The 23,509-nt window shown below is 61.7% G+C and carries 23 protein-coding genes; 10 read left to right on the top strand and 13 right to left on the bottom strand.

All coding sequences use genetic code 11. From position 1 onward, the window contains the following. A partial coding sequence (locus tag ACIOUG_RS21585; protein WP_401068519.1) for an ATP cone domain-containing protein occupies window positions 1-1,000 on the bottom strand: 1,000 nt, incomplete at its 3' end. Window positions 1,001-1,855: 855 nt separating this feature from the next. Between ACIOUG_RS21585 and ACIOUG_RS21590 the strand changes: the two genes are divergently transcribed. Continuing rightward, the gene (locus ACIOUG_RS21590) at window positions 1,856-2,578 is read left to right on the top strand and encodes a response regulator (protein WP_401068521.1); all 723 of its coding nucleotides are present in this window, start codon (window positions 1,856-1,858) and stop codon (window positions 2,576-2,578) included. Beyond that, complete coding sequence (locus ACIOUG_RS21595; protein WP_401068522.1) at window positions 2,575-4,185, top strand: ATP-binding protein; 1,611 nt, start codon at window positions 2,575-2,577, stop codon at window positions 4,183-4,185. Before ACIOUG_RS21590 ends, ACIOUG_RS21595 begins: the two co-directional genes overlap by 4 nt. A gap of 123 nt (window positions 4,186-4,308) precedes the next feature. Here ACIOUG_RS21595 and ACIOUG_RS21600 read toward each other — a convergent pair whose 3' ends face one another. Beyond that, window positions 4,309-5,034: a 4'-phosphopantetheinyl transferase gene (locus ACIOUG_RS21600; protein ID WP_401068524.1), complete on the bottom strand. Its 726-nt coding sequence runs from the start codon at window positions 5,032-5,034 to the stop codon at window positions 4,309-4,311. Between the two features lie 164 nt (window positions 5,035-5,198). After that, entirely contained in the window at window positions 5,199-5,990 is a 792-nt protein-coding gene (locus ACIOUG_RS21605) for a dienelactone hydrolase family protein (protein WP_401068526.1), read from the bottom strand. Between the two features lie 219 nt (window positions 5,991-6,209). On the opposite strand from ACIOUG_RS21605, the gene ACIOUG_RS21610 reads away from it, so the two are divergent. Together ACIOUG_RS21610 and ACIOUG_RS21615 are read left to right on the top strand one after the other, a co-directional pair. After that, a complete protein-coding gene (locus ACIOUG_RS21610) occupies window positions 6,210-6,887 on the top strand; it encodes a response regulator (protein WP_401068528.1) in 678 nt (225 codons plus the stop codon). After that, window positions 6,884-8,230, top strand: coding sequence for an ATP-binding protein (locus ACIOUG_RS21615; protein WP_401068530.1), 1,347 nt, complete (start codon window positions 6,884-6,886; stop codon window positions 8,228-8,230). Before ACIOUG_RS21610 ends, ACIOUG_RS21615 begins: the two co-directional genes overlap by 4 nt. Before the next feature lie 144 nt (window positions 8,231-8,374). On the opposite strand, the gene ACIOUG_RS21620 is transcribed toward ACIOUG_RS21615, so the two are convergent. After that, window positions 8,375-9,373: an AraC family transcriptional regulator gene (locus ACIOUG_RS21620; RefSeq protein ID WP_401068532.1), complete on the bottom strand. Its 999-nt coding sequence runs from the start codon at window positions 9,371-9,373 to the stop codon at window positions 8,375-8,377. A 350-nt stretch (window positions 9,374-9,723) separates the two neighbouring features. Between ACIOUG_RS21620 and ACIOUG_RS21625 the strand changes: the two genes are divergently transcribed. Both ACIOUG_RS21625 and ACIOUG_RS21630 read left to right on the top strand, forming a co-directional pair. Continuing rightward, a complete protein-coding gene (locus ACIOUG_RS21625; RefSeq protein WP_401068534.1) occupies window positions 9,724-11,058 on the top strand; it encodes a dicarboxylate/amino acid:cation symporter in 1,335 nt (444 codons plus the stop codon). Between the two features lie 256 nt (window positions 11,059-11,314). Then, window positions 11,315-12,496, top strand: a complete 1,182-nt coding sequence (locus tag ACIOUG_RS21630; RefSeq protein WP_401068535.1) for a CaiB/BaiF CoA transferase family protein — start codon at window positions 11,315-11,317, stop codon at window positions 12,494-12,496. A gap of 134 nt (window positions 12,497-12,630) precedes the next feature. Here the strand turns inward: ACIOUG_RS21630 and ACIOUG_RS21635 are convergent, their stop codons facing one another. Continuing rightward, the gene (locus ACIOUG_RS21635) at window positions 12,631-13,125 is read right to left on the bottom strand and encodes a SprT family zinc-dependent metalloprotease (protein WP_003227192.1); all 495 of its coding nucleotides are present in this window, start codon (window positions 13,123-13,125) and stop codon (window positions 12,631-12,633) included. Between the two features lie 148 nt (window positions 13,126-13,273). After that, window positions 13,274-13,876 (bottom strand): Yip1 family protein, encoded by a 603-nt coding sequence (locus ACIOUG_RS21640; RefSeq protein WP_007917515.1) that lies wholly within the window; start codon window positions 13,874-13,876, stop codon window positions 13,274-13,276. A gap of 352 nt (window positions 13,877-14,228) precedes the next feature. Here ACIOUG_RS21640 and ttcA point away from each other — a divergent pair, with 352 nt between their 5' ends. After that, the gene (gene ttcA, locus ACIOUG_RS21645; RefSeq protein WP_401068537.1) at window positions 14,229-15,053 is read left to right on the top strand and encodes a tRNA 2-thiocytidine(32) synthetase TtcA; all 825 of its coding nucleotides are present in this window, start codon (window positions 14,229-14,231) and stop codon (window positions 15,051-15,053) included. A 181-nt stretch (window positions 15,054-15,234) separates the two neighbouring features. Next, on the top strand, window positions 15,235-15,909 hold the full coding sequence (locus tag ACIOUG_RS21650) for a DNA-3-methyladenine glycosylase I (RefSeq protein ID WP_401068538.1): 675 nt from the start codon (window positions 15,235-15,237) through the stop codon (window positions 15,907-15,909). Between the two features lie 90 nt (window positions 15,910-15,999). Here the strand turns inward: ACIOUG_RS21650 and ACIOUG_RS21655 are convergent, their stop codons facing one another. The 3 genes from ACIOUG_RS21655 to arsC are packed head-to-tail and all read right to left on the bottom strand — an operon-like array spanning window position 16,000 to window position 17,373. Beyond that, a complete protein-coding gene (locus tag ACIOUG_RS21655) occupies window positions 16,000-16,425 on the bottom strand; it encodes a DUF2069 domain-containing protein (RefSeq protein ID WP_401068540.1) in 426 nt (141 codons plus the stop codon). Between the two features lies 1 nt (window position 16,426). Beyond that, complete coding sequence (gene wrbA, locus ACIOUG_RS21660) at window positions 16,427-17,023, bottom strand: NAD(P)H:quinone oxidoreductase (protein ID WP_401068542.1); 597 nt, start codon at window positions 17,021-17,023, stop codon at window positions 16,427-16,429. Next, a complete protein-coding gene (gene arsC, locus ACIOUG_RS21665; RefSeq protein WP_201136851.1) occupies window positions 17,020-17,373 on the bottom strand; it encodes an arsenate reductase (glutaredoxin) in 354 nt (117 codons plus the stop codon). The genes wrbA and arsC overlap by 4 nt, the downstream gene beginning before the upstream one ends. Window positions 17,374-17,487: 114 nt before the next feature. On the opposite strand from arsC, the gene ACIOUG_RS21670 reads away from it, so the two are divergent. Further along, window positions 17,488-17,955, top strand: a complete 468-nt coding sequence (locus tag ACIOUG_RS21670; protein WP_401068544.1) for a TlpA disulfide reductase family protein — start codon at window positions 17,488-17,490, stop codon at window positions 17,953-17,955. Between the two features lie 173 nt (window positions 17,956-18,128). On the opposite strand, the gene ACIOUG_RS21675 is transcribed toward ACIOUG_RS21670, so the two are convergent. Together ACIOUG_RS21675 and ACIOUG_RS21680 are read right to left on the bottom strand one after the other, a co-directional pair. After that, window positions 18,129-18,533, bottom strand: a complete 405-nt coding sequence (locus ACIOUG_RS21675; RefSeq protein WP_098965082.1) for an META domain-containing protein — start codon at window positions 18,531-18,533, stop codon at window positions 18,129-18,131. Further along, on the bottom strand, window positions 18,533-18,967 hold the full coding sequence (locus ACIOUG_RS21680; RefSeq protein WP_102358083.1) for a hypothetical protein: 435 nt from the start codon (window positions 18,965-18,967) through the stop codon (window positions 18,533-18,535). Before ACIOUG_RS21680 ends, ACIOUG_RS21675 begins: the two co-directional genes overlap by 1 nt. Before the next feature lie 133 nt (window positions 18,968-19,100). Here ACIOUG_RS21680 and ACIOUG_RS21685 point away from each other — a divergent pair, with 133 nt between their 5' ends. After that, entirely contained in the window at window positions 19,101-19,553 is a 453-nt protein-coding gene (locus tag ACIOUG_RS21685) for a hypothetical protein (protein WP_401068546.1), read from the top strand. Between the two features lie 11 nt (window positions 19,554-19,564). On the opposite strand, the gene ACIOUG_RS21690 is transcribed toward ACIOUG_RS21685, so the two are convergent. Next, entirely contained in the window at window positions 19,565-20,554 is a 990-nt protein-coding gene (locus ACIOUG_RS21690; protein ID WP_401068548.1) for a 2-hydroxyacid dehydrogenase, read from the bottom strand. 84 nt (window positions 20,555-20,638) lie between these two features. Then, window positions 20,639-23,392, bottom strand: coding sequence for a response regulator (locus tag ACIOUG_RS21695; protein WP_401068561.1), 2,754 nt, complete (start codon window positions 23,390-23,392; stop codon window positions 20,639-20,641). Window positions 23,393-23,509: the final 117 nt, after the last annotated feature.

Raw genomic sequence — 23,509 nt, forward strand, 5'->3', positions numbered from 1 at the left:
CAACCATAACAAGGCAAAAGACAACTACAAAGAAGAATATATTACACACTTCTAAACTAACGCAATCATAGAGGATGAAGTAACGGTCGTACAGGGTCTGCAGGCCCAGGTAGGTGAATTGCTGATCGCGCTCGTGGTTGATCGCCTTGCCCAGTTTTTCCAGGTCGAAGGTGGCCAGCACAGGGTTCAGCAGTTCGAACTCGATACCTTTGGCAACGTAGGCTGGCAGCGCCTTGGCGTACAGCTCGGCCATTTCGTGGTGAGTGGCGCTTTCGGCCACACCCAGGAAGCCCAGGCCTTCGGCACGCAGGGTGTCCATCAGCAGGCGCGCGGTCACGAACGAGTAGTTCGGCTCACGTTCAACCAGGGTACGCGCGGTCATTACCAGTGCGGTGTTGACGTCGTTCAGGGCCACGCCGTCGTACAGGTTTTTCAGGGTTTCGCGCTGGATCAGGTCGCCATCGACTTCAGCCAGGCCTTCGCAGGCTTCGGTGACGATGGTGTTCAGGCGGCCCATGTCCAGCGGCGCGAGGCTGCCGTCGGCGCGGGTGATACGGATCGACGGGTGCGCGTCGACCGCAGCTTCGACCGGAGCGTGGGCAGCGCGTTCTTTCGAACGGCCGTCACGGTAGATCACGTAGTCGCGAGCGACTTTCTGCTCGCCGGCACGCATCAGGGCCAGTTCGACCTGGTCCTGGATTTCTTCGATGTGGATGGTGCCGCCCGACGGCATGCGACGCTTGAAGGTCGCGGTGACCTGTTCGGTCAGACGGGCAACGGTGTCGTGGATTCGCGACGAAGCGGCAGCGGTGCCGCCCTCAACTGCGAGAAACGCTTTGGTGATAGCGACGGTGATCTTGTCATCGGTGTAAGGAACGACAGTGCCATTACGCTTGATCACGCGCAGTTGACCCGGCGCGGTGGCAGCCAGATCCGAATTCGAATCGGCGGCCTGCGGCAAGGTGCCCTGCGGGTTCTCGCGAGTTGTGTCGGTTTGCATGGGGGGTGATCTCCACATTCTCTATGTTTGTTTGGGCACCATCATGGTGCTCACCGTTCTGGTCCGAAGCACTACAACCGACGGGCGTCGGGCATAACAACTTCGGACCAGTAGGAAAAAGGCTAATGACGCCGCATCCTTGCCGAAGTTTTTGGCTGCGAGCCAGGGCTCGAGCCGGATTCCTTCCTGGGTGACAGTCATGACTGCAACACCCGTACCGTTCCGGTCGTTTCCAACCTGAAAAACGGTGCCATCCGCAAGTGCGGTTTGGTCTTTGAAAAACTTGCTTGGTTCAACCGGAAACCGGCAATAAAGCGCTTGAGTTTCAGGTCCGAAATGTGGTTGGGCGTTTGAGCGGAAAACCCTATATGTAGGGTCTCTCCTTGCGCCGTGCTACAAGATAATGCGTTTCGAGGGGGCTTGCAACGTACTAGCTGTGGATAAACCTGTGCGTAAATTGTGTAAGAAACCAGGAATTACCGTGTAGGCCGCGAACCTGCTGAGCTAGACCGTTTGTCACTGTTTTTCACTCGGGAAAAACGCTTCAGCGGATTTTTAAGGGCGCGAACCCTACCACAAAAAACCGCCGTGTCCGAACGCATTTGGCGACTTGTGTTCTGGCTGTACGCCGTTTATACAATCGAGCGGTGTTTACCCATTCTTATCCTCCCGAAAGATGACAAAAAGACCGGAGGATCCGAATCTGCGGGCAACCGCACACCTGTGTAGGAGCTGCCGCAGGCTGCGATCTTTTGATCTTGCTTTTTAAAATCAAAAGATCGCAGCCTGCGGCAGCTCCTACATAGGGCAATGCGTTTCTGCCTTATTAATAAAAACAGCAAGCAGAGGTCACTGGTGGAGCAAGAAGCCTGGCAGGTATTGATAGTCGAGGACGACCAGCGTCTGGCCGAACTCACCCGCGAATACCTGCAAGCCAATGGATTGCGCGTGGAGATCGAAGGCAACGGCGCGCTGGCGGCAGCGCGGATCATCAAGGAGCAGCCGGACCTGGTGATCCTCGACCTGATGCTGCCCGGTGAAGACGGCCTGAGCATCTGCCGCAAGGTGCGCGACCGTTATGACGGGCCGATCCTGATGCTCACCGCGCGCACCGACGATGCCGATCAGATTCAGGGCCTCGACCTCGGCGCCGACGATTATGTGTGCAAACCGGTGCGGCCACGGCTGTTGCTGGCGCGGATCCAGGCGTTGCTGCGCCGCAGTGACACAGCCGAACCCGTCGCGGAAAAAAGCCGTCGCCTGCAATTCGGCCCGCTGGTGGTGGACAACGCCTTGCGTGAAGCCTGGCTCAGTGACAACGGCATCGAATTGACCAGTGCCGAATTCGATCTGCTCTGGTTGCTGGTGTCGAATGCCGGACGCATCCTCTCCCGCGAAGAAATTTTTACCGCGCTGCGCGGCATCGGCTACGACGGCCAGGATCGCTCGATCGACGTGCGCATCTCGCGCATACGCCCGAAAATCGGCGACGACCCCGATCACCCGCGCCTGATCAAGACCATCCGCAGCAAAGGTTATCTGTTCGTGCCTGAGGCCTGCGTGGATCTGGCGCTGTGAACTCGATCTTCCTGCGCATCTATGGCGGCATGTGCGCGGCGCTGATTCTGGTGGCGGTGCTCGGCGTGCTGGCGCTGCACCTGCTCAATCAGGTGCGCAGCGAGCAGTACCGCGAGCGCCTGGCCCACGGCACGTTCTCGCTGATGGCCGACAACCTGCAACCGATGAACGAGACCGAGCGCCATCGGGCGCTGCTGGTCTGGGAGCGGCTGCTGGGAATTCCGCTGGCGCTGAAGACGTTTTCCGAGACCAACCTGGATCTGTCCCAGCGCGCCCGGGTGCAGCGCGGTCAGGCCTTGGTGGAGCAGACCGGCCCGCATGCGGCGCGGGTCTACCGACTGGTCAGCGACAAGGAGCAGCTGCTGCTGACCGGTGACGTACAACAGATCAGCGAACAACTGGCACGCGCGACCATTTACCTGCTGGCCGATGAGCTGGTGCGGGTGCCGGTCGGCGAACAGCCCAAGCGGCTGGCGCAATTAAAGGAAGAGAAGGGCTTCGGTTTCGATCTGCGGCTGGTCACGGTCAATGAGGCCGATATGGACGAAGACCAGAGCCGTCGCGTGTCCGAGGGCGACACCGTGATGGCGCTGGGCAAGGGCGGGGATTCGATCCGGGTGTTTGCCGGTATGGTCGGCACGCCGTGGGTGCTGGAGATCGGCCCGCTGTATCAGATGAATCCGTACCCGCCGCAATGGCTGGTGTTGATCGCGGCCCTCGGCCTGAGCCTGATCGGCCTGATCGTTTATCTGCTGGTGCGCCAGCTCGAACGGCGCTTGCGCGGCCTCGAAGCCGCGGCCACGCGCATCGCCAAGGGCAGTCTGGAAACCCGTGTACCGGCCCGAGGGGCTGACTCGGTGGGGCGGCTGGCGGCTGCGTTCAACGGCATGGCCGAGCACTTGCAGCAATTGCTGGCGATCCAGCGCGAGCTGGTGCGTGCGGTGTCCCACGAGTTGCGTACGCCGGTGGCGCGCCTGCGTTTCGGCCTGGAGATGATCGGCTCGGCCACCACCCCGCAAGCGCTGGAAAAGTACCGCGAGGGCATGGACCACGACATCGAGGATCTCGATAAACTGGTGGACGAAATGCTCACTTACGCGCGGCTGGAGCAGGGCTCGCCGGCGCTGACCTTTCAACGCATCGACCTCGATGCGCTGGTCAATCAGGTGATCGAAGAACTGGCGCCGTTGCGTGCCGGGGTCACGGTGCAGCGTGGGTTGTGCCTGTCAGCCGCGGATAACGACGGCGCCTGGGTCGAGGCTGAGCCGCGCTTCCTGCACCGCGCGTTGCAGAATCTGGTGAGCAACGCGATGCGCCATGCGCGCTCGAAAGTCACGGTGAGTTATCAAGTCGGGCAGTTGCGCTGCCGGGTCGATGTCGAGGATGACGGGCCGGGCGTGCCGGAGGTGGCGTGGGAGCGGATCTTCACGCCGTTTCTGCGTCTGGATGACAGTCGCACGCGGGCGTCGGGCGGGCATGGGCTGGGGTTGTCGATTGTGCGGCGGATCATCCATTGGCATGACGGTCGGGCGCTGATCAACAAGAGCAAGAGTCTGGGCGGGGCTTGCTTCAGTCTGAGTTGGCCGCGGAATCAGGAGCGCCGCTGAGTTTTGTGGTGGTTTTGCTGGCCCCATCGCTGGCAAGCCAGCTCCCACAGGTATTGTGCACGGTCCGGAACCTGTGGGAGCTGGCTTGCCAGCGATGAGGCCCACACCGGCGCTAAAAAATCCTCAGGCAGGAATGCTGACCAGACTCAACAACTGTCCCTCCTGCACACCAAATTGCGCCTCCAGCTCACTGCCATGACGCCATTCACCAGACAGATCAGTCAGCAGGCGCAAGCGCACCCGGCCTTGCTCCGTCCACTCCAGCACCTCGGCGTGCTCGAAATAAAAGCGCTTCTGCACAATCGGATACAGCGCCTTGAACAGGCTTTCTTTCACCGAAAACGTCAGGGTCACCCACAACCCCAGTTGATCGCGAGGGGCGGCGGCCATGCGCTGCAGTTCCGCAGGCGTCAGGATCTCCCCGGCCAGGCGTTCGGCGCGGTCGCTGTCCAGCAGGTTTTCCAGGTCCATGCCCAAGCCACGCCAGTGCTGCTTGTTGGCGACAATCGCCGCCGCACGCCCGGTGCTGTGGGTGATCGAGCCGCAGATGTGCGCCGGCCACACCGGCGCACGGTCTTCGCCAATCGCCGGAATCACGCTGGAGCCTTCCAGTTGCTGCAACGCGGCCCGGGCGCAGATCCGCCCGGCAAGAAACTCTGCCTGGCGCTTGGCAACCGAGCGCTGAATGCTCGGCGGCGGTTCGATGGCGCAGCGCTGGAAGTCATCGCTGAGCAATTGTTTCGGGTCGAAACGGGTGCTGAGCAGAACGGTTTCGGGCAACACGTTGGGCAACGGCCAATGGGCGTCGAGCGGGGTGCAGCAGGCGGGGAGGGGCGGATTGGAATTCATGGCGGGCATTTTGCCGGTTGGCGCGGATGCTGGGTAGAGCCAAATCCTTTACCCGGCGGTAAGGTCAAACCTGTAGGAGCTGCCGAAGGCTGCGATCTTTTGATCTTGATCTTTAAAAAGCCAAGATCGCAGCCTTCGGCAGCTCCTACAGGGGGGGGAATGGATCAGCCAAAGATTTTCTGGAAGAACGCCTTCATGTCCGCCCAGGACTTTTCATCGGCGGCTTTGTTGTAGCCGATATCCGGGCCACCGTGTTCACCGTGGCTCAAACGATCGGCATCCGGGTTGGTGAAGCCATGCTTGGCGCCGTCGAGGCTGACGAATGTGTAGTCGGCGCCGGCCTTGTCCATTTCAGCCTTGAAGTCGCTGACGTTGGCCGGGGTGACCATGCTGTCCAGCGCACCGTGCTCGACCAGAACCTTCGCCTTCACACTGCCAGGCGTCGCCGGCGTCTTGGTCGCCAGTGCGCCGTGGAAACTCACCACACCCGCCAGCGGCTCGCCCTGACGCGCCGCATTGAGCACCACGCCGCCGCCGAAGCAGTAACCGATGGCGGCGATTTTATTCACGTCGGTCTGTGGCTGCTTTTTCAGCAGGTTCAACCCGGCCTCGAAGCGTTTGCTGGAGGCAGCGGCATCCTGGGTCGCGGCCTGCATGAACGCCATCGCATCTTTCGGGTGCTCGGTGTTCTTGCCTTCGCCGTACATGTCGATCGCCAGTGCGCTGTAGCCCAGTTCGGCGAGGTCGCGGGCGCGGCGTTTGGCGTAGTCGTTCAGGCCCCACCATTCGTGCACCACGACGATCCCCGGGCGTTTGCCCTTGATCGCGTCGTCGTAGGCGTAGTAGCCGATCAGTTGGGTGCCGTCGGCGCTCTGGTAGGGAATTTCCTGAGTCTTGATCGCGGCGTTGGCCAGACTGCTGGCCGCAAGCAGGGCGAGGGCGAAAAACAGGCGCATGGTCGGTCTCCTTATCGAAAGTGGTCAGGACAGCCTAGTCGATTTGATTCAGTGCGGGTTCACCGGGCGTTCAGGGCAGGTACAGGGGCGGCTTGCTAACCTTGCACCTGATCGAACAGCAATGAGAAAGTGTCGCCTGTGCCGTCGCCTTCGCGAGCAGACTCGCCCTCACAGGTATGCTGTTGAAGCTGGAGTTTTTGATTCACCCGGGAGAGCGTTATGAAACTGTTGGTCGTCGAAGACGAAGCGCTGTTGCGCCATCACCTGCAAACCCGCCTGACGGAGAGCGGTCACGTGGTCGAGTCCGTGGCCAATGCCGAAGAGGCGCTGTACCAGACCGGACAGTTCAACTTCGATCTGGCGGTGATCGATCTCGGTCTGCCGGGCATGGGCGGTCTGGACTTGATCCGGCAGTTGCGCTCGACCGGCAAGACCTTTCCGATCCTGATCCTCACCGCGCGCGGCAACTGGCAGGACAAAGTCGAAGGCCTCGCTGCCGGTGCCGACGACTACGTGGTCAAGCCATTCCAGTTCGAAGAACTCGATGCCCGACTCAACGCCTTGCTGCGCCGTTCCAGCGGCTTTACCCAGTCGACCATCGTTGCCGGGCCGCTGCTGCTCGACCTCAATCGCAAGCAGGCGTCGCTGGATGACGAGCCGCTGGCGCTGACCGCCTACGAATACCGCATCCTTGAATACCTGATGCGCCACCACCAGCAAGTGGTGCCCAAGGATCGCCTGATGGAACAGCTCTACCCGGATGACGACGAGCGTGATCCGAACGTGATCGAAGTGTTGGTCGGCCGCCTGCGCCGCAAGCTTGAGGGCCCGGGCGGGTTCAAGCCGATCGACACCGTGCGCGGTCTCGGCTACCTGTTCAATGAGCGCTGCACTTGATTCGTTCGCTTCGCGTTCGCTTGATGCTCGCCGCCACCACGTTGGCGGTGTTGTTCATGCTCGGCTTGCTGCCGGCCATGCAGGGCGCATTCAGCCTGGCGTTGCAAGACTCGATCGAGCAGCGCCTGGCCTCGGACGTCACCACGCTGATCTCGGCGGCGCGTATCGATAGTGGTCAACTGGTGATGCCGACGCAGTTGCCGGATGAGCGTTTCAACCTCACCGACAACCGCTTGCTTGGCTACATCTACGACCGCGAGGGCAAACTGGTCTGGCGTTCGAAAGGCACGCAGGAAGAGCAGATCAACTACAAGCCGCGCTACGACGGCATGGGCAACGAGTTCGCGCGGATCCGCGAGAGCAACGGCCAGGAGTTCTTCGTCTACGACGTCGAAGTCAAACTGCTCGGCGGCAAGAGTGCGGCCTTCAGTATCGTCGCCCTGCAACCGGTGCGTGAATACGAAAACACCCTCGAAGGCCTGCGCGAAAATCTCTACCTGGGCTTCGGCGCCGCGTTGCTGGTGCTGCTGGCGCTGTTGTGGATCGGCCTGACCTGGGGCCTCAAGGCATTGCGCCGGCTCAGTCAGGAACTCGATGAAATCGAAAGCGGCACCCGCGAAAGCCTCACCGAACAGCACCCGCGCGAACTGCTGCGCCTGACCGGCTCGCTCAACCGCTTGCTGCACAGCGAGCGTCAACAGCGCAGCCGCTACCGCGACTCCCTCGATGATCTGGCGCACAGCCTGAAAACCCCGCTGGCGGTGTTGCAAGGGGTCAGCGAAGACATGGCTCAGCGTCCCGAGGACCGCGATCAGGCCTGGGTCCTGCAGACCCAGATCGAGCGCATGAGTCAGCAGATCAGCTATCAACTGCAACGGGCCAGCCTGCGCAAAAGCGGTCTGGTGCGCCATCAGGTGCGACTGCAACCGGTGCTCAAGAGCCTGTGCGACACGCTGGACAAGGTCTACCGCGACAAACGTGTGCGGGTGGCCTTCGATCTGCCGGAGCACTGCTACGTGCCAATCGAGCAGGGCGCACTGCTGGAGATGATGGGCAACCTGCTGGAGAACGCGTATCGCCTGTGCCTGAGCGAAGTGCGCATCAGCGTGCGCGAGAGCCTGGCCGGCATCGAGTTGTGCATCGAAGACGACGGCCCCGGTGTGCCGCCGAATCAGCGCGCGCGGATCCTTGAGCGCGGTGAGCGTCTGGATCGCCAACATCCGGGGCAGGGCATCGGTCTGGCGGTGGTCAAGGACATCATCGAGAGCTACAACGCCAAGCTGATGCTCGGGGATTCGCCGATGGGCGGGGCGGCGTTCAGGATTCAGTTTCCTGCGGTTTAGGTGTTGGTCTTTCGGGCGCTATCGCTGGCAAGCCAGCTCCCACAGTGTCCGAGTCGTATACAAATTCCTTGAAAGACATTAAAACCTGTGGGAGCTGGCTTGCCAGCGATGAGGCCAGTCAAGGCGCCACAAACCGCGAGCAGATCACTGCTCCTGCGCCCGATACGCCCCCGGTGTCAGCCCGGTCCATTTCTTGAAAGCCCGGTGAAACGCCGACGGCTCGGAAAACCCCAACTGCTCGGCAATCTGTTGCAACGACAGATCCGCCCGTCCCAGGTGATAAATCGCGATGTCGCGGCGCAACTGATCCTTCAATTCCTGAAAACTGCTGCCTTCCTCGCGCAAATGCCGGCGCAGGGTTTGCGGGCTGATGTGCAACTGCGCGGCCACCGCCTCGAGGTCCGGCCAGTGCGCACTGTCGCGGCTGAGCAAGCGGCGCAGGCGACTGCTGAGGCTGTCGCCGTCGTCGGGACGTGACAGCAGGTCGGCGGGCGAGCGTTCGAGGAAATGCTTAAGGGTGCGTTCGTCCTGCAACAGCGGCATGTGCAGGTAGCGGCTGTGAAACAGCAGGCTGCTGTGCTCGGCGCCAAACACCAGCGGGCAGGGGAACAGCAGGTCGTACTCGGCGCCGTGCGCCGGTTTCGGGTAACTGAAGGTGGCCTGCTCCAGCCGAATCCGCTGGCCGATCAGCCAACTGCCGAGGCGATGCCAGATCACCAGCAGGCTCTCGCTGAGAAAGTGATCCGGGTCCCATAGCTGCGAATCGTCGAGGCTCAGGCGCACCCATTCGTCTTCGCGACTCAGGCTCAGGCGCGGGGCCTCGGGGAATAGGCTATAAAACAATAAACCGCGTTGCAGTGCCTTCTCCAGATTGCGGCAGTGGATCAGCGCGTGGCACATCATTGCGAAGCTGCCGGGTTTGCTCGGCGCGTTGCCGAAGCCCAGGTATTCGTCATCCAGTGCCAGCCACAGGCTCTGCAGCAGTTGGGTGAATTGCTCCGGGGCGATGCGCGCTCGTGGCTCATCAAGCAACTCGGGGCTGATGCCCAGTTGCTGCAGCAGCGGCGCATAGTCGAACCCCGAACGGCGTGCGCCACCGAGGGCGGCACGGGCGAAATGACTGGCGATGGTACGTTCGCGCATAAGCGGCAGATCCTTCCTCAGGCGCCGGATGGTAGCCGGGGCATGCGCACGACAACAAGGCGGATTTCCGCCAAATTGTAGGACGAGACCCGCTGAGTTGGCGGAAATCCGCCACAATTGCGTCACCGGGCGGTGACAAAAACCACCCTGCATACCTTGATATCAAAAGGCTTGCAGCGAATTGCACCAAAGTGGCACGGCGTTTGCGATAAGAGCGACAGAAGTGTGCGTTTATCCCGTGGGACAGGCGCCGCTCGAACAACAAATCCCTCCAGTGCAGGAGGGTTCGCAATTCAGGTTCCGCGCTCAACAGATGGATGTTGCCCGCGGGACGCTTGAGGAAACTTGCAATGACGACTCGTCAGCCACTGTACAAATCCCTGTATTTCCAGGTGATCGTCGCAATCATCATCGGTATTGCGCTCGGCCACTACTACCCGCAGTTCGGTGTGGCGGTAAAGCCACTGGGTGACGGGTTCATCAAACTGATCAAAATGATCATCGCCCCGATCATCTTCTGCACCGTGGTCAGCGGCATCGCCGGCATGCAAAGCATGAAGTCGGTCGGCAAGACTGGCGGTTACGCACTTCTGTACTTCGAAATCGTTTCGACCATCGCCCTGCTGGTCGGCCTGATCGTGGTCAACATCGTGCAGCCGGGCAACGGCATGCACATCGACGTCAGCACCCTGGACGCCTCGAAAGTCGCGACCTACGTGCAGCAAGGCGCCGATCAGAGCGTGGTCGGCTTCCTGCTCAACGTGATCCCGACCACCATCGTCGGCGCGTTCGCCACCGGTGACATTCTGCAAGTGCTGATGTTCTCGGTGATCTTCGGTTTCGCCCTGCATCGCCTGGGTGACTACGGCCGTCCGATCCTCGACTTCATTGATCGCTTCGCCCACGTGATGTTCAACATCATCAACATGATCATGAAGCTCGCGCCAATCGGTGCCTTCGGTGCGATGGCGTTCACCATCGGTGCCTACGGTGTCGGCTCGCTGGTGCAGTTGGGTCAACTGATGATCTGCTTCTACGTCACTTGCCTGCTGTTCATCCTGATCGTGCTCGGCGGTATTGCCCGCGCTCACGGCTTCAGCGTGCTGAAGATGATCCGCTACATCCGTGAAGAGCTGCTGATCGTACTGGGTACTTCCTCGTCGGAATCGGTACTGCCACGCATGCTGATCAAGATGGAGCGTCTGGGCGCGAAGAAATCGGTGGTGGGTCTGGTGATCCCGACCGGTTATTCGTTCAACCTCGACGGTACCGCGATCTACCTGACCATGGCTGCAGTGTTCATTGCTCAGGCCACCGATACGCACATGGACATCACCCATCAGATCACCCTGCTGGTGGTGTTGCTGCTGTCCTCCAAAGGCGCAGCCGGTGTGACCGGTTCGGGCTTCATCGTGCTGGCCGCCACCCTGTCGGCGGTCGGTCACCTGCCGGTGGCCGGTCTGGCGCTGATCCTCGGTATCGACCGCTTCATGTCCGAAGCCCGCGCCCTGACCAACCTGGTCGGCAACGCTGTAGCGACCATCGTGGTTGCCAAGTGGGTGAAAGAGCTGGACACCGACGTACTGCAATCCGAGCTGGCCTCGGGTGGTCGCGGTATCGTTGATACCCGTCCGGAAGATGATTTGGGTGTGGCTGAAGGTGCTACTCCGAGCAACGTCAAGTAATCTGAATTGGCTCCAGTGTAATGCTGGAGCCTGATAACCCTTGTGGTGAGGGGATTTATCCCCGATGGGTCGCGAAGCGGCCCCTTCTTAGATAGAAGGGGACTACTGCGCAGTCCATCGGGGATAAATCCCCTCGCTACAGGGGTTTTTTATTGCCGGCGATTTGAGCATTACGGTCACTGCCGCTGATGCATCCGGTGATTGCCGTACGCGGCAGCGCTGCCTAGGCTGGATGCATCGCCCAAGGAGATCGCCCATGTCCGCGCCGTTGGCCTCACTGAAGATTCTGGATTTCTCGACCCTGCTACCGGGGCCGTTCGCCTCGCTGTTGCTGGCGGACATGGGCGCCGAGGTGCTGCGCATCGAATCGCCAACGCGTATGGATCTGCTGCGGGTGTTGCCGCCGCACGATCAGGGCGTGTCGGCCAGCCACGCTTACCTGAATCGCAACAAGCGCAGTCTCGCGCTGGACCTCAAGCAGCCGGAAGCGCTGGAGGTGGTCAGGCAGTTGCTGGGCGAATACGACATCGTCCTCGAGCAGTTTCGTCCTGGCGTGATGGAGCGTCTGGGTCTGGGTTACGAGGCACTGAAGGCGATCAACCCGAAGCTGATTTACGTGTCGATCACCGGCTACGGCCAGACCGGCCCGTACAAGGATCGCGCCGGGCATGACATCAACTACCTCGCACTGGCCGGGCTCGCCAGTTACACCGGCCGCGCCGACAGCGGGCCATTGCCGCTGGGCATGCAGGTGGCGGATATCGCAGGTGGGTCGCTGCATGGGGTGATCGGCCTGCTGGCGGCGGTCATCGCCCGGCAGCAGAGCGGGCAGGGCACGCATCTGGATGTGAGCATGACCGATTGCGCCTTCAGCCTGAACGCCATGGCCGGTGCCGGGTATCTGGCCTGTGGCGAGGAGCCACATTGGGAAGACCAGATGCTCAATGGCGGCAGCTTTTACGATTACTACCGCTCGCGCGACGGGCGCTGGCTGTCGGTGGGCAGTCTGGAGCCGGGGTTCATGCAGCAACTGTGCACGGCGCTGGGCCGGCCGGAGCTGGCGGCGCAGGGCTTGTCGCCGAAACCCGAGCAGCAGCGGTCATTGAAGGATGCGCTGAAAGTTGAATTCGAGAAGCACGACTTTGCCGAGCTGTGCGAGCTGTTCGCAGGGGTCGATGCCTGTGTCGAGCCGGTCTTGAACCTGAGCGAGGCGCTGCAGCACCCGCAATTGCAGGCGCGGGAAGTGGTGAGCCAGGTGCCGCGTGGCGACGGTACGACTCAGGCGCAGATTGCCTGTCCGTTGAAATTCTCCGAGGCGCTGCCGGCGCCGCGGCATGTGGGCGCGGGGTTGGGACAGCATACGGAGCAGGTGTTGGGGGAGTTAGGGTTTGGTGCAGAGCGGATTGCCGAGTTGCGGCGTGCCAAGGTGATTCTCTAGCGTCTGTACCGGCCCCTTCGCTGGCAAGCCAGCTCCCACAGTTTTTCGGGGTGTTCACAGACTCTGTGTACGACACAAAACCTGTGGGAGCTGGCTTGCCAGCGATGAGGCCCTCCAATACAGCAACGAACCGGCTATTCCACCCGCATCTCTCCACTGAACACCAAGGTGTTGCGGCAGCGCCGGCACAAATATCGCCGCCCCTGCCGCACCAGGCTATGGCGCTGTGCCGAAAACGGGAAATCACTGTCGGCGCACGGGCATTTGTAGATATAGCGGGTCACGCTGCGGCGTTTGATTGCGTAGGTGTGGCAGCGATCCGGCGGCAGCTCGTAAACCCCGCGCATGATCAATTGCCACTCCTCGCCATGCGGCTGGATGCGGTCGCCGAACAGTTGATGGGCGATCAGGTGCGCGACTTCGTGGGCCACGGTCTGCTTGAGGAAGTGTTCGGTGTTTTCCCGGTACAGCTGCGGATTGAAGCGCAGCAGGTTCTCGTGCAGATGCGCGACACCGGCTTTTTGCCCGCGCAGCTTGAGGCTGACGACGGGGCGTTGGAAATGACGTTTGAAAAAGGCTTCAGCGAGTTGGTAACAGTCTTCGACGCGGGTATTGAGTTGCTCGGGCATGCTTGATGGATCTCCAGAGGCGTCGAGTATGCCGCAACCTCCCGGACTTGCGAATCGCTGACCTGCCGAATGGTCATCCGCCAAACGAGAAGGCCGCCTTGCGGCGGCCTGTGTTGGCAGATCTTGTTGTTCTCGGGGGTGATGCATCTCAGTTGGTGTACACCGGCCCGACGCCGAGGCCCCAGACAATCACGGTGAACGCCATGATGGCAACCAGCACCACCAGACCCACCGCCAGCACCGAACTGGAAAACAGGAAGCCTTCGTCCGACGGAATGTTCATGAACGTCGGCAACCCCACATACAACAGATAAACCGTGTAGCAGATGGCCGCCGTGCCGACGATCATCCCCAGCCACATGTGCGGATACAGCGCCGCCAGCCCGCCGACGAACAACGGTGTCGCAGTGTAAGTGGCAAAGGCCACGCAACGGGCCAGGCTCGGGTTGGCGTCATAGGTACGGGCCATCCAGTGCACGAAGGCGCCCATCACTGCGACGCCGCCGAGCATCGCCAGGTACGACATCACCGTCATCCAGATCGCGCTTTCGACGGTGAGCATCACCGGCGCGCGGTTGCCGATCACCCAGCCGACCTGAGTGGTGCCGATAAACGCCGAAACGGCGGGAATCGCCGCCAGGATCAGCGTGTGCGTCAGGTACATGTGGCTGATGCTTTCCTCTTGGTCGCCACGGATTTCCTTCCATTCCTGATCGGGGTGGGTAAAAAGTCCCACTACGTGATGGATCATGCCAGTCACTCCTCTTGTTATTGCCATCGCCCCCCAGCGGAGCGCCTACGGGCCAAGGTGGCCGAGCAAATTCAGGTCTTCAGATGTGTGCGACCTTAAGTCGCAGTATAGAAAGGACTTAACCGCACAGGTGGTAGGGGCTTAGAGCAAATCGCGCTGTAAACACGGGGCGTAATCGCAGTTGCATCTGTAGGAGCTGCCGAAGGCTGCGATCTTTTGACCTGGGTTTTTTACAATCAAAAGATCGCAGCCTTCGGCAGCTCCTACAGGGGGCGTCCGTCAGGATGCTGCGCCGATGGCAGGTTTTTGCGTAAAATGCCCGCCTTTCGTCACACCTCACGGATTTCGCGTCATGGGCACTCTTACGGTCAACCAGAACAAACTGCAAAAGCGCCTGCGCCGCCTGGCCGGCGAAGCGGTCGCCGATTTCAACATGATCGAAGACGGTGACAAGGTCATGGTCTGCCTGTCCGGGGGCAAGGACAGCTACACCATGCTCGACGTGCTGATGCACCTGCAGAAGGTTGCGCCGATCAAGTTCGAGATCGTCGCGGTGAACATGGACCAGAAGCAGCCGGGCTTTCCCGAGCACGTGCTGCCGGCCTACCTGAAAGAGCTGGGCGTCGAGTACCACATCGTCGAGAAGGACACCTACTCGGTGGTCAAGGAGCTGGTGCCGGAAGGCAAGACCACCTGCTCGCTGTGTTCGCGCCTGCGTCGCGGCACGCTGTACACCTTCGCCGATGAAATCGGCGCGACCAAGATGGCCCTCGGTCACCACCGTGACGACATCGTCGAGACGTTCTTCCTCAACATGTTCTTCAACGGCACCCTCAAGGCGATGCCGCCGAAGCTACGCGCCGACGACGGGCGCAACGTGGTGATCCGTCCGTTGGCGTACTGCAACGAGAAAGACATCCAGGCCTACTCGGACTTCAAGGAGTTCCCGATCATCCCGTGCAACCTTTGCGGTTCGCAGGAAAACCTGCAGCGTCAGGTGGTCAAGGAAATGCTTTTGGACTGGGAGCGCAAGACTCCGGGTCGAACTGAAAGCATCTTCCGCAGTCTGCAGAACGTGGTGCCGTCGCAACTGGCCGACCGCAACCTGTTCGACTTCACCAGCCTGAAGATCGATGAGACAGCGGCTTCGCGCTTCGTCAACGTCGTCAATCTGTAAACCCAATCTCTGTGGGAGTGAGCCTTGTGGTGAGGGGATTCATCCCCGATGGGCTGCGCAGCGGCCCCAGCTTTTCTGGGGAGCTTTGCTACCATCGCGGCGGTGCGACGTTTCGCTAAATCCCCTCACCACAGGGCCCGCTCCCACATGGGGTTCTTCGTTTCATTCAATAGGAGAGGGCATGCGCGATTACAAGTGGCTGCACGAATACTGTCTGAACCGCTTCGGTTCGGCGGCTGAACTGGAAGCCCATCTGCCCGTTCCCAAGACTCCCGCACAACTGCGCAAGATCAGCGACGATCGTTACCTCTCGACCATGGCCCTGCGCGTATTCCGTGCCGGACTCAAGCACAGCCTGGTGGACGCCAAGTGGCCGGCCTTCGAAGAAGTGTTCTTCAAGTACGACCCGGAAAAAGTCGTGCTGATGAGCGCCGAACACCTCGAACGTCTGATGCAGGACGCGCGGATCATCCGCCACCTGGGCAAGCTCAAGAGCGTGCCGCGCAATGCGCAGTTCATCCTCGATGTCGAGCAGGAGAAGGGCAGTTTCGGCGCGCTGATCGCCGACTGGCCGGTGACCGATATCGTCGGTCTGTGGACTTACCTGAAAAAACGCGGGAGTCAGCTGGGCGGACTGTCGGCGCCACGCTTCTTGCGCATGGTCGGCAAGGACACGTTCGTGCCGAGCTATGACGTGGTCGCGGCGCTGAATGCGCAGAAGATCGTCGACAAAGTGCCGACCAGTCTGCGCGATCTCGCCACGGTGCAGAATGCGTTCAATCAGTGGCATGAACAGAGTGGTGGACGGCCGATGAGCCAGATTTCGATGATGCTTGCTTACACCGTCAATCATTAAGACCGCATCGCTCCATTCGCGAGCAAGCCCGCTCCCACAGAGGGAATACATTTCAAATGTGGGAGCGGGCTTGCTCGCGAAGGCGTCAGATCAGGCGACGGAAATCTCGCCTTCACCCGCCAGCTTGCGATTCAACTGATACCGCCACCGCACATACAGCAGCGCCGCGCAGAACAGCGCCAGGCTCGCGACCATCTCCAGCACGCCAAACAGCTGCCGGTTGGGGTCATACGCCGCCAGCGCGCCCTTGATGAAATACAGATTCACCACAAAGCACATCCACGAGTGCGCGCGTGCGTTGCCCGTGAGCATGCCCGGCGCAAGGATCAGCCACGGGATCAGCTCGACCAGCAGAATCACCCACGGTCGGGCGCCGTGCAGGTCGGCGAATCCCAGGTAATAAGCCGCCAGCAATCCTGCCAGGCCGAAAAAGCACAGCAGGCTGATCACCCGCATCGCCCGTACACGCGGCTCCAGCCATTCAACGCTGGGCAGGACTTTCGGCTTCCGGGCCATGTCAGCTCTCCAGTTTTTGCGCGGTTTTCGCCAGGCGTGCGCCGAGTGCGCGACACAGCGCGATCTCGTGCTGATCAAGGCCTTTTTTGCCATCGGCCCCGGCGTGATGACTGGCGCCATACGGCGTGCCGCCGCCCTGGGTTTCCAGCAGCGCCGACTCGCTATACGGCAGGCCGGTGATCAGCATGCCGTGGTGCAACAGTGGCAGCATCATCGACAACAGAGTGGTTTCCTGGCCGCCGTGCAGGCTGGCGGTGGAGGTGAACACGCCGGCCGGTTTGCCGACCAGCGCGCCGGTCAGCCACAGGTTGCTGGTGCCGTCGAGGAAGTACTTGAGCGGTGCGGCCATGTTGCCGAAGCGCGTCGGGCTGCCAAGGGCCAGACCGGCGCAATTCTTCAGGTCATCGAGGGTGGCGTAGAGCGCGCCTTCGTCAGGGATGCCCGGGGCCACGGCTTCGCACTCGGTGGAAATCGCCGGTACGGTACGCAGGCGCGCTTCGAGGCCGGCCTGCTCGACACCGCGGGCGATCTGCCGGGCCATCTCGTTGGTCGAACCGTTGCGGCTGTAATACAGAACCAGAATGTATGGCGCGCTCACGGCAACAGCTCCAGGATCTGCTCCGGAGGACGGCCGATCACGGCCTTGTCGCCGACTTCGAGAATCGGCCGCTCCATCAGTTTCGGGTGTTCGGCGATGGCGGCGATCAGTTGCGCTTCGCTGAGGCTCGTGTCCGCCAGCTGAAGCATTTTGTATTCATCTTCTCCCGTGCGCAGCAGTTGCCGTGCGCTGATCCCGAGCTTGCCGAGCAAGGCCTTGATCTGCGCGGCGTCCAGCGGCGTTTCCAGGTAACGCACCACGTTTGGGGTCAGGCCACGGGCCTCGAGAAGTTCCAGTGCGCCGCGGGATTTCGAGCAGCGCGGATTGTGATAAAGCGTCAGATCGGTCATGGCGGGTCGCTTCTGGCGTAAAGTGGCGGCTATTCTAACTGTGCAGCGCGCAATCCAGAACCTTCAGAGGCGATGGGTCGCAGGCGCCTTCAATTTTTGACCAGGGAACATGACATGACACGGCGATTGGCAGCGGCATTGACGATAATCGGGGCGTTGATGCTGGGGGGCTGCGGCAATGACTACGGGGTTGACCAGAACGGTCAGAAAGTTGCGTCCGAGCGTCTGGACAAGCAATGGGTAGTCATCAATTACTGGGCCGAGTGGTGTGGCCCGTGCCGCACGGAAATTCCTGAACTCAATCATCTGGCTGACGAGCTCAAGAGCAAGAACATCGGCGTGTTCGGGGTCAACTTCGACAACGTGCAGGGTGAAGACCTGAAGAGCGCCAGCGAGAAGCTGGGCATCAAGTTCATCGTGCTGGCGCAGGATCCGGCCGACCTGTTCGACCTGCCGCGCAGTGAGGCCCTGCCGGTGACCTACATCATCGACAACAAGGGCAAAGTGCGTGAACAGTTGCTGGGCGAGCAGACGGCGGCGGGGGTGATGGCCAAGCTGCAGGCGTTGCAGGCGACAAAGTGAGCTGAATGGGCCTTTGTGGCGAGGGAGCTTGCTCCCGCTTGGCCGCGAAGCGGCCCCAAACCCTGCTGACTCGGTGTCTCCGGCAACGCGCGGTTAACGGTTTTGCGACTGCTGCGCAGCCGAGCGGGAGCAAGCTCCCTCGCCACAGTAACCTCAGTGTGCGTCTAAGGGGGTTAACCCTCTTCCAGCCACCAACGCAGCGGCTTGCCTTCCGCCGGCCAGAAACGCATCTGCTCGATCGGTGAGATGTCCCACCGCTCGACGCCTTGCAGCGCCTGCAGGAAGCGTTGTTCCTGCTCCATCAGCGCCGGGGCGCAGAGTTTGCGGGTCTTGCCGATCGGGCCGAAGCTCAGCTTGTCGCCTTCGAGGGTGTACGGCGCGAACCAGTGGTTGCAACCGCCGTTGCCATACGCGCGGCCATCGTCACCGAGGGTCACGGTCAGATGGCTGTAATCCATCAATGGCCGCTCGCCGATCCACTCCAGAATGTAGCTGCGATTCTGCTGCAATTGCACAGGCTCTGCGGCGCAGCCCACCAGAGCGGCACCGACCAACAGCGGCAGGGCAAGGCGTTTCATCACGCAGGCTCCTGGCATTTCGGGCACAGGTGCTTGTCGCCGACGGCTTTCCAGCCCAGCTCGGCGATGCGCGCCGTGGCGGCCGGTTTCTCGGCGTTCTTGCCCAGCTTGGCGTCCACCGCGAACTCGAAGTTCAGCTCTTTGGCGCAGCTGTCGCAGTTGACCTGCCAGGTGTGGATCGCCAGTTCGCCGAACACCGGGCCCGTGGTCATCGCGGTCCATTGGCCCGGCGGATTGATCAGGTGGCGCACGGTGTCGACGGTCAGGCGCATGGACAAGTCCTTGCTGCCTTTGAGGGTGACCAACAGGACGTCACCGTTGCGGATCGAGCCACCGTTGCCGGTGACCTGATAGCGGCCCGGTACGAGGGCGCGGCATTCGGTGAGGGTGTGTTGCGGGTTCATCAGGGTGTAGCGGAAATCGTGTTCGACCATGGGTCCTCCAAATCTGCGCGACATGCTAGCACGGGCAGGATTGCAGGATGGCGTACGTGTGCGACCTTCGATCCGGTTCAAATTGCTCGGCGCTCATGGCAAACTGCCGCCCTTCACTCTGAGGGAACGGAACATGGCGCTGATCGAATGTTATGAATGCAAGCGGAGCATCAGCTCGGAAGCGAAGGCGTGCATTCATTGTGGCGCGCCGATGGCGCAGCAGCACGGGCACAATCCGCCGCAGGCGACGGTCGCCGCCGCAGCGGGAACGATTTCATTTGGCAGCCTGCCGCGCAACAAGTCCGTGCCTGAAGCCTTTGTCCCGCCGCCAGCCCCGGAGCCAGTGCCGAGAGTGACACCGGCCGCGGTCGGTCGCCGCCGTCGACAACCTGAGCCCGCTGCGCAACCCCAGGCCAACGCCGACGGTTCGCGTCCGGTGGAAGGCTGGTTGAAGATCATGGTGTTTCTGTTGCCGATGGTCTTTGTCTGGTTCCTGCTGCGTAACGGCCACTCGATGAAGCAACGCTTCTTCGGTTTTGGCTGGCTGGCATTGCTGATCCTGGCCTCGTCGCTGTCGCCGAAATAAGCCGGTAATCCTCAGCCTTCGACCTGGTTCTGCGGCGCGCCAGCAGCCCAGGTCGCGATGTTGTGCAGGGTGGTTGCGGCAATCGCGCCCAGCGCCTCGTGGGTCAGAAACGCCTGATGCGCGGTGATGATCACATTCGGGAAGGTCAGCAGCCGCGCCAGCACGTCGTCCTGCAACGGCAAGTCGCTGCGATCCTCGAAAAACAGCTGCGCCTCTTCCTCATACACATCCAGTCCCATATAGCCCAGTTGGCCGTCCTTCAGGGCGTCGATCAGCGCCGGCGTGTCCACCAGGCCGCCGCGTCCGGTGTTGATCAACATCGCCCCCGGTTGCAGGTGCGCCAGTGATTCACGATTGATCAAGTGTTTGCTTTGCGCGTTGAGCGGGCAGTGCAGGCTGATGATCCGCGACTGCGCGAGCAATTCCGGCAGGCTCAGATAACGTGCGCCCAAGGCCACGACTTCGGGATTCGGGTACGGATCGTAGGCCAGCAACTCACAGCCGAAGCCGTGCATGATTTTCGCGAAGGTCGCGCCAATCTGCCCGGTGCCGACGATGCCGACGGTCTTGCCCACCAGATCGAAACCGGTCAGGCCGTGCAGCGTGAAATCGCCTTCGCGGGTACGGTTGTAGGCGCGGTGCAGGCGTCGGTTGAGCGCGAGAATCAGCGCCACCGCATGTTCGGCCACCGCATGCGGCGAATAGGCCGGGACCCGCACCACGGCCAGCCCGAGGCGTTTCGCTGCGAGCAGATCGACATGGTTATAGCCCGCCGAGCGCAGCGCGATCAGTCGCGTGCCGCCGGCGGCGAGTCGCTCCAGCACCGGGGCGCTGAGGTCATCGTTGATGAAGGCGCAGACCACCTCGTGCTGATCGGCGAGGGCGGCGGTGTCGAGACTGAGCCGGGCCGGCTGGAAGTGCAGTTCTATCCCGGCCGGGCAGGCGGCGGCGAGGAAGCTGTCGCGGTCGTAGGTCTGGCTGCTGAAAACGAGCGTGCGCATAAATTCCTCCTGGAACCGGGGTGGCGAGTCAGCGTTGACGGCCACCACTTTAACCGCAGATACCGCTGCCGGCATTGCCGTGGATCAGGCGCTGATCCTGGCTTGGGTCGCGAGGCGATTGATCGCCCGCTCCAACTCTTCCAGCGCCGCTACGGCTTTGGGGTCGCCCTGTTTGAGCAGGGTTTCACTGCGTTGACAGGCCGCGCGCAATTGCGGCACGCCACAATATCGAGTCGCGCCGTGCAGGCGATGCACGCGTTCGATCAATGCGTTCTGATCACGGGCTTCGCTGGCGGCGCGAATCGCTTCGCGGTCGGCTTCCAGTGAGGCCAGCAGCATTGCCAGCATGTCCGCCGCCAGGTCTGCTTTCCCGGCAGCCAGACGCAGGCCTTCCTCGTGGTCGAGCACCGGCAGTTCGCTGCTGCCCGCCGCGCTGTCGCTGGCACGCTCCGGCCCCTGATTGCGCAAGGCCAGACCGGTCCATTTCAGCACCACTTGCGCCAGTTGCCGCTCGCTGATCGGTTTGGTCAGGTAGTCATCCATGCCGCTTTGCAGCAGGGCGCGTTTTTCGTTGGCCATGGCATGGGCGGTGAGGGCGACGATCGGCAGCGGCGTGCAATGCCGTTCGCTTTCCCACTGGCGGATGGTTTCGGTGGTCTGGCGTCCGTCCATGCCCGGCATCTGCACGTCCATCAGCACCAGATCGAAGGATTCGCTCTGCACCGCCTTGACCGCCGCATAGCCGCTTTCCACCGCAAGCACCTTGGCGCCCATGTCTTCGAGCAGGGTCTGCACCAGCAACAGGTTGGCCGGGTTGTCGTCGACGCACAGCACTTTCGGCGCGCGGCTCGACAGCGGTTCGCCCGGTTCGCTGCGCGGCTGGCGCGGGTTGGCCAGATCGGCCAGCGCCCGGCGCAATTTGCGCGTGCAGGCCGGTTTGGCCTGAAGCTGACTGTGCGGGTTGGGCACCGAAAGATGGAACAGCGTCTGTTCGGTGGTCGGGCACAGCACCAGCACTTTGCAGCCCAGATGTTCCAGATCCCAGATGTGCTGGTTCAGGCGCTCCGGGAGCATGTCGTTGCTGGTGATACCGAGCACCGCAAGGTCGATGGCCTGATCGGTCTGGTGCGCGCCGGTGACGCCGTTGGTCAGGCTCTCCAGCGTATTGAACGGCGTGACGTCGAGGCCGCAGTCTTCCAGTTGATGTTGCAGCGCCTGACGCGCCAGTTCGTGATTTTCCAGCACCGCCACGCGACGTCCGAGCAGCGGCGGGGCCGGCAGGTCTTCGCTGTCGTCGCGGGTTTTCGGCAGGCTCAGGCTGATCCAGAATTCAGAGCCTTCGCCCGGCGTACTGTCGACGCCGATTTCGCCGCCCATCTGTTCGATCAGGCGCTTGGAAATCACCAGACCCAGACCGGTACCGCCGGGCTGGCGCGACAGCGAATTGTCGGCCTGACTGAAGGCCTGGAACAACGCACGCACATCCTGACTCGACAGGCCGATGCCGGTGTCCTGAATGCTGATGCGCAGTTGCACGCTGTCTTCGTGCTCTTCTTCGAGCATGGCGCGGGCGACGATGGTGCCTTCGCGGGTGAACTTGATCGCGTTGCTGACCAGGTTGGTGAGGATCTGCTTCAGGCGTAGCGGGTCACCGACCAGCGACAGCGGCGTGTCGCGATAGACCAGACTGACCAGTTCCAATTGCTTGGCGTGGGCTGCCGGCGCCAGGATGGTCAGGGTGTCCTGCAGCAGGTCGCGCAGGTTGAACGGGATATGGTCGAGCACCAGTTTGCCGGCCTCGATCTTCGAGAAATCGAGGATTTCGTTGATGATCCCGAGCAGGCTGTCGGCGGACTTTTCGATGGTGCCCAGATAGTCGAGCTGGCGCGGGGTCAGTTCGCTTTTCTGCAACAGATGCGTGAAACCGAGAATGCCGTTGAGCGGCGTGCGGATCTCGTGGCTCATGTTGGCGAGGAATTCGGATTTGATCCGGCTTGCTTCCAGTGCCTCTTTGCGTGCCAGGTCCAGTTCGATGTTCTGGATCTCGATGGTTTCCAGATTCTGCCGCACGTCTTCGGTGGCCTGATCGACGCTGTGTTGCAGTTCTTCGCGGGCATTCTGCAGGGTCCCGGCCATGCGGTTGATGCCCGAGGCGAGTTCGTCCAGCTCCTGACTGCCGAGCGGTGGCAGGCGGGTTTCCAGATGACCGTCCTTGAGTTGCGCGACCGCGTGTTTGATCTGGCTCAGCGGGCGGTTGATGGTGCGGCCCATGCGCAATGCAAGCAGGGCCGCGCCGGCAAGGCCAGCGGCAATCAGCAGCAGGCTGGCAAACAGACTGCGATAACCGCGCAGCAGCATGCCGTTATGCGACAGCTCAAGTTCGACCCAGCCGAGCAGGCGCTCGGATTCTGCGGGGATCAGATCACCGGCAAGATTGCGATGTTTGCCGAACACCGGCATCAGGTACCGGGTGGCGTCATTGCCGCTGCGCCGTTGCAGTTGCGCGCTGTCGCCGCTGGGCGCCTGATTGAGCATGGTCGGGCCGGCGTGCGCCAGCGGTGTGCGGTCGGGGGCGAGGAAGGTCACGGCGCGCACGTCGGGTTGTTCGAGCGATTGGGTGGCGATGCGTTCGAGCAGATCGGTGTTGCCGTGGCCCATGGCGGGCGCCACCAGCGGTGCCAGTTGCTCGGCGATCATTTCACCGCGCTGCATCAGTTGGGTCTGCAGGTCGGACTGTTGCATCCAGGTGAAATAGCCACCGAGCACCAACGCCATCAGGCTGGTGGGCAACAGGGTCAGCAACAATACGCGACCTTTGATTCCCAGTTTCTTGAGCACACCCATCTCCTGCATCCCGCTGAACTGTTGACTCGCACGTGCATCCGGCACGCGACATGGGCGCAGTGTAGCGATTTGCGGGCAGGCAATCTTCGGAAAAATGCTCATGCCAGCGGT

Source organism: Pseudomonas sp. NPDC087803, from assembly GCF_044742995.1.
Classification (GTDB): domain Bacteria; phylum Pseudomonadota; class Gammaproteobacteria; order Pseudomonadales; family Pseudomonadaceae; genus Aquipseudomonas.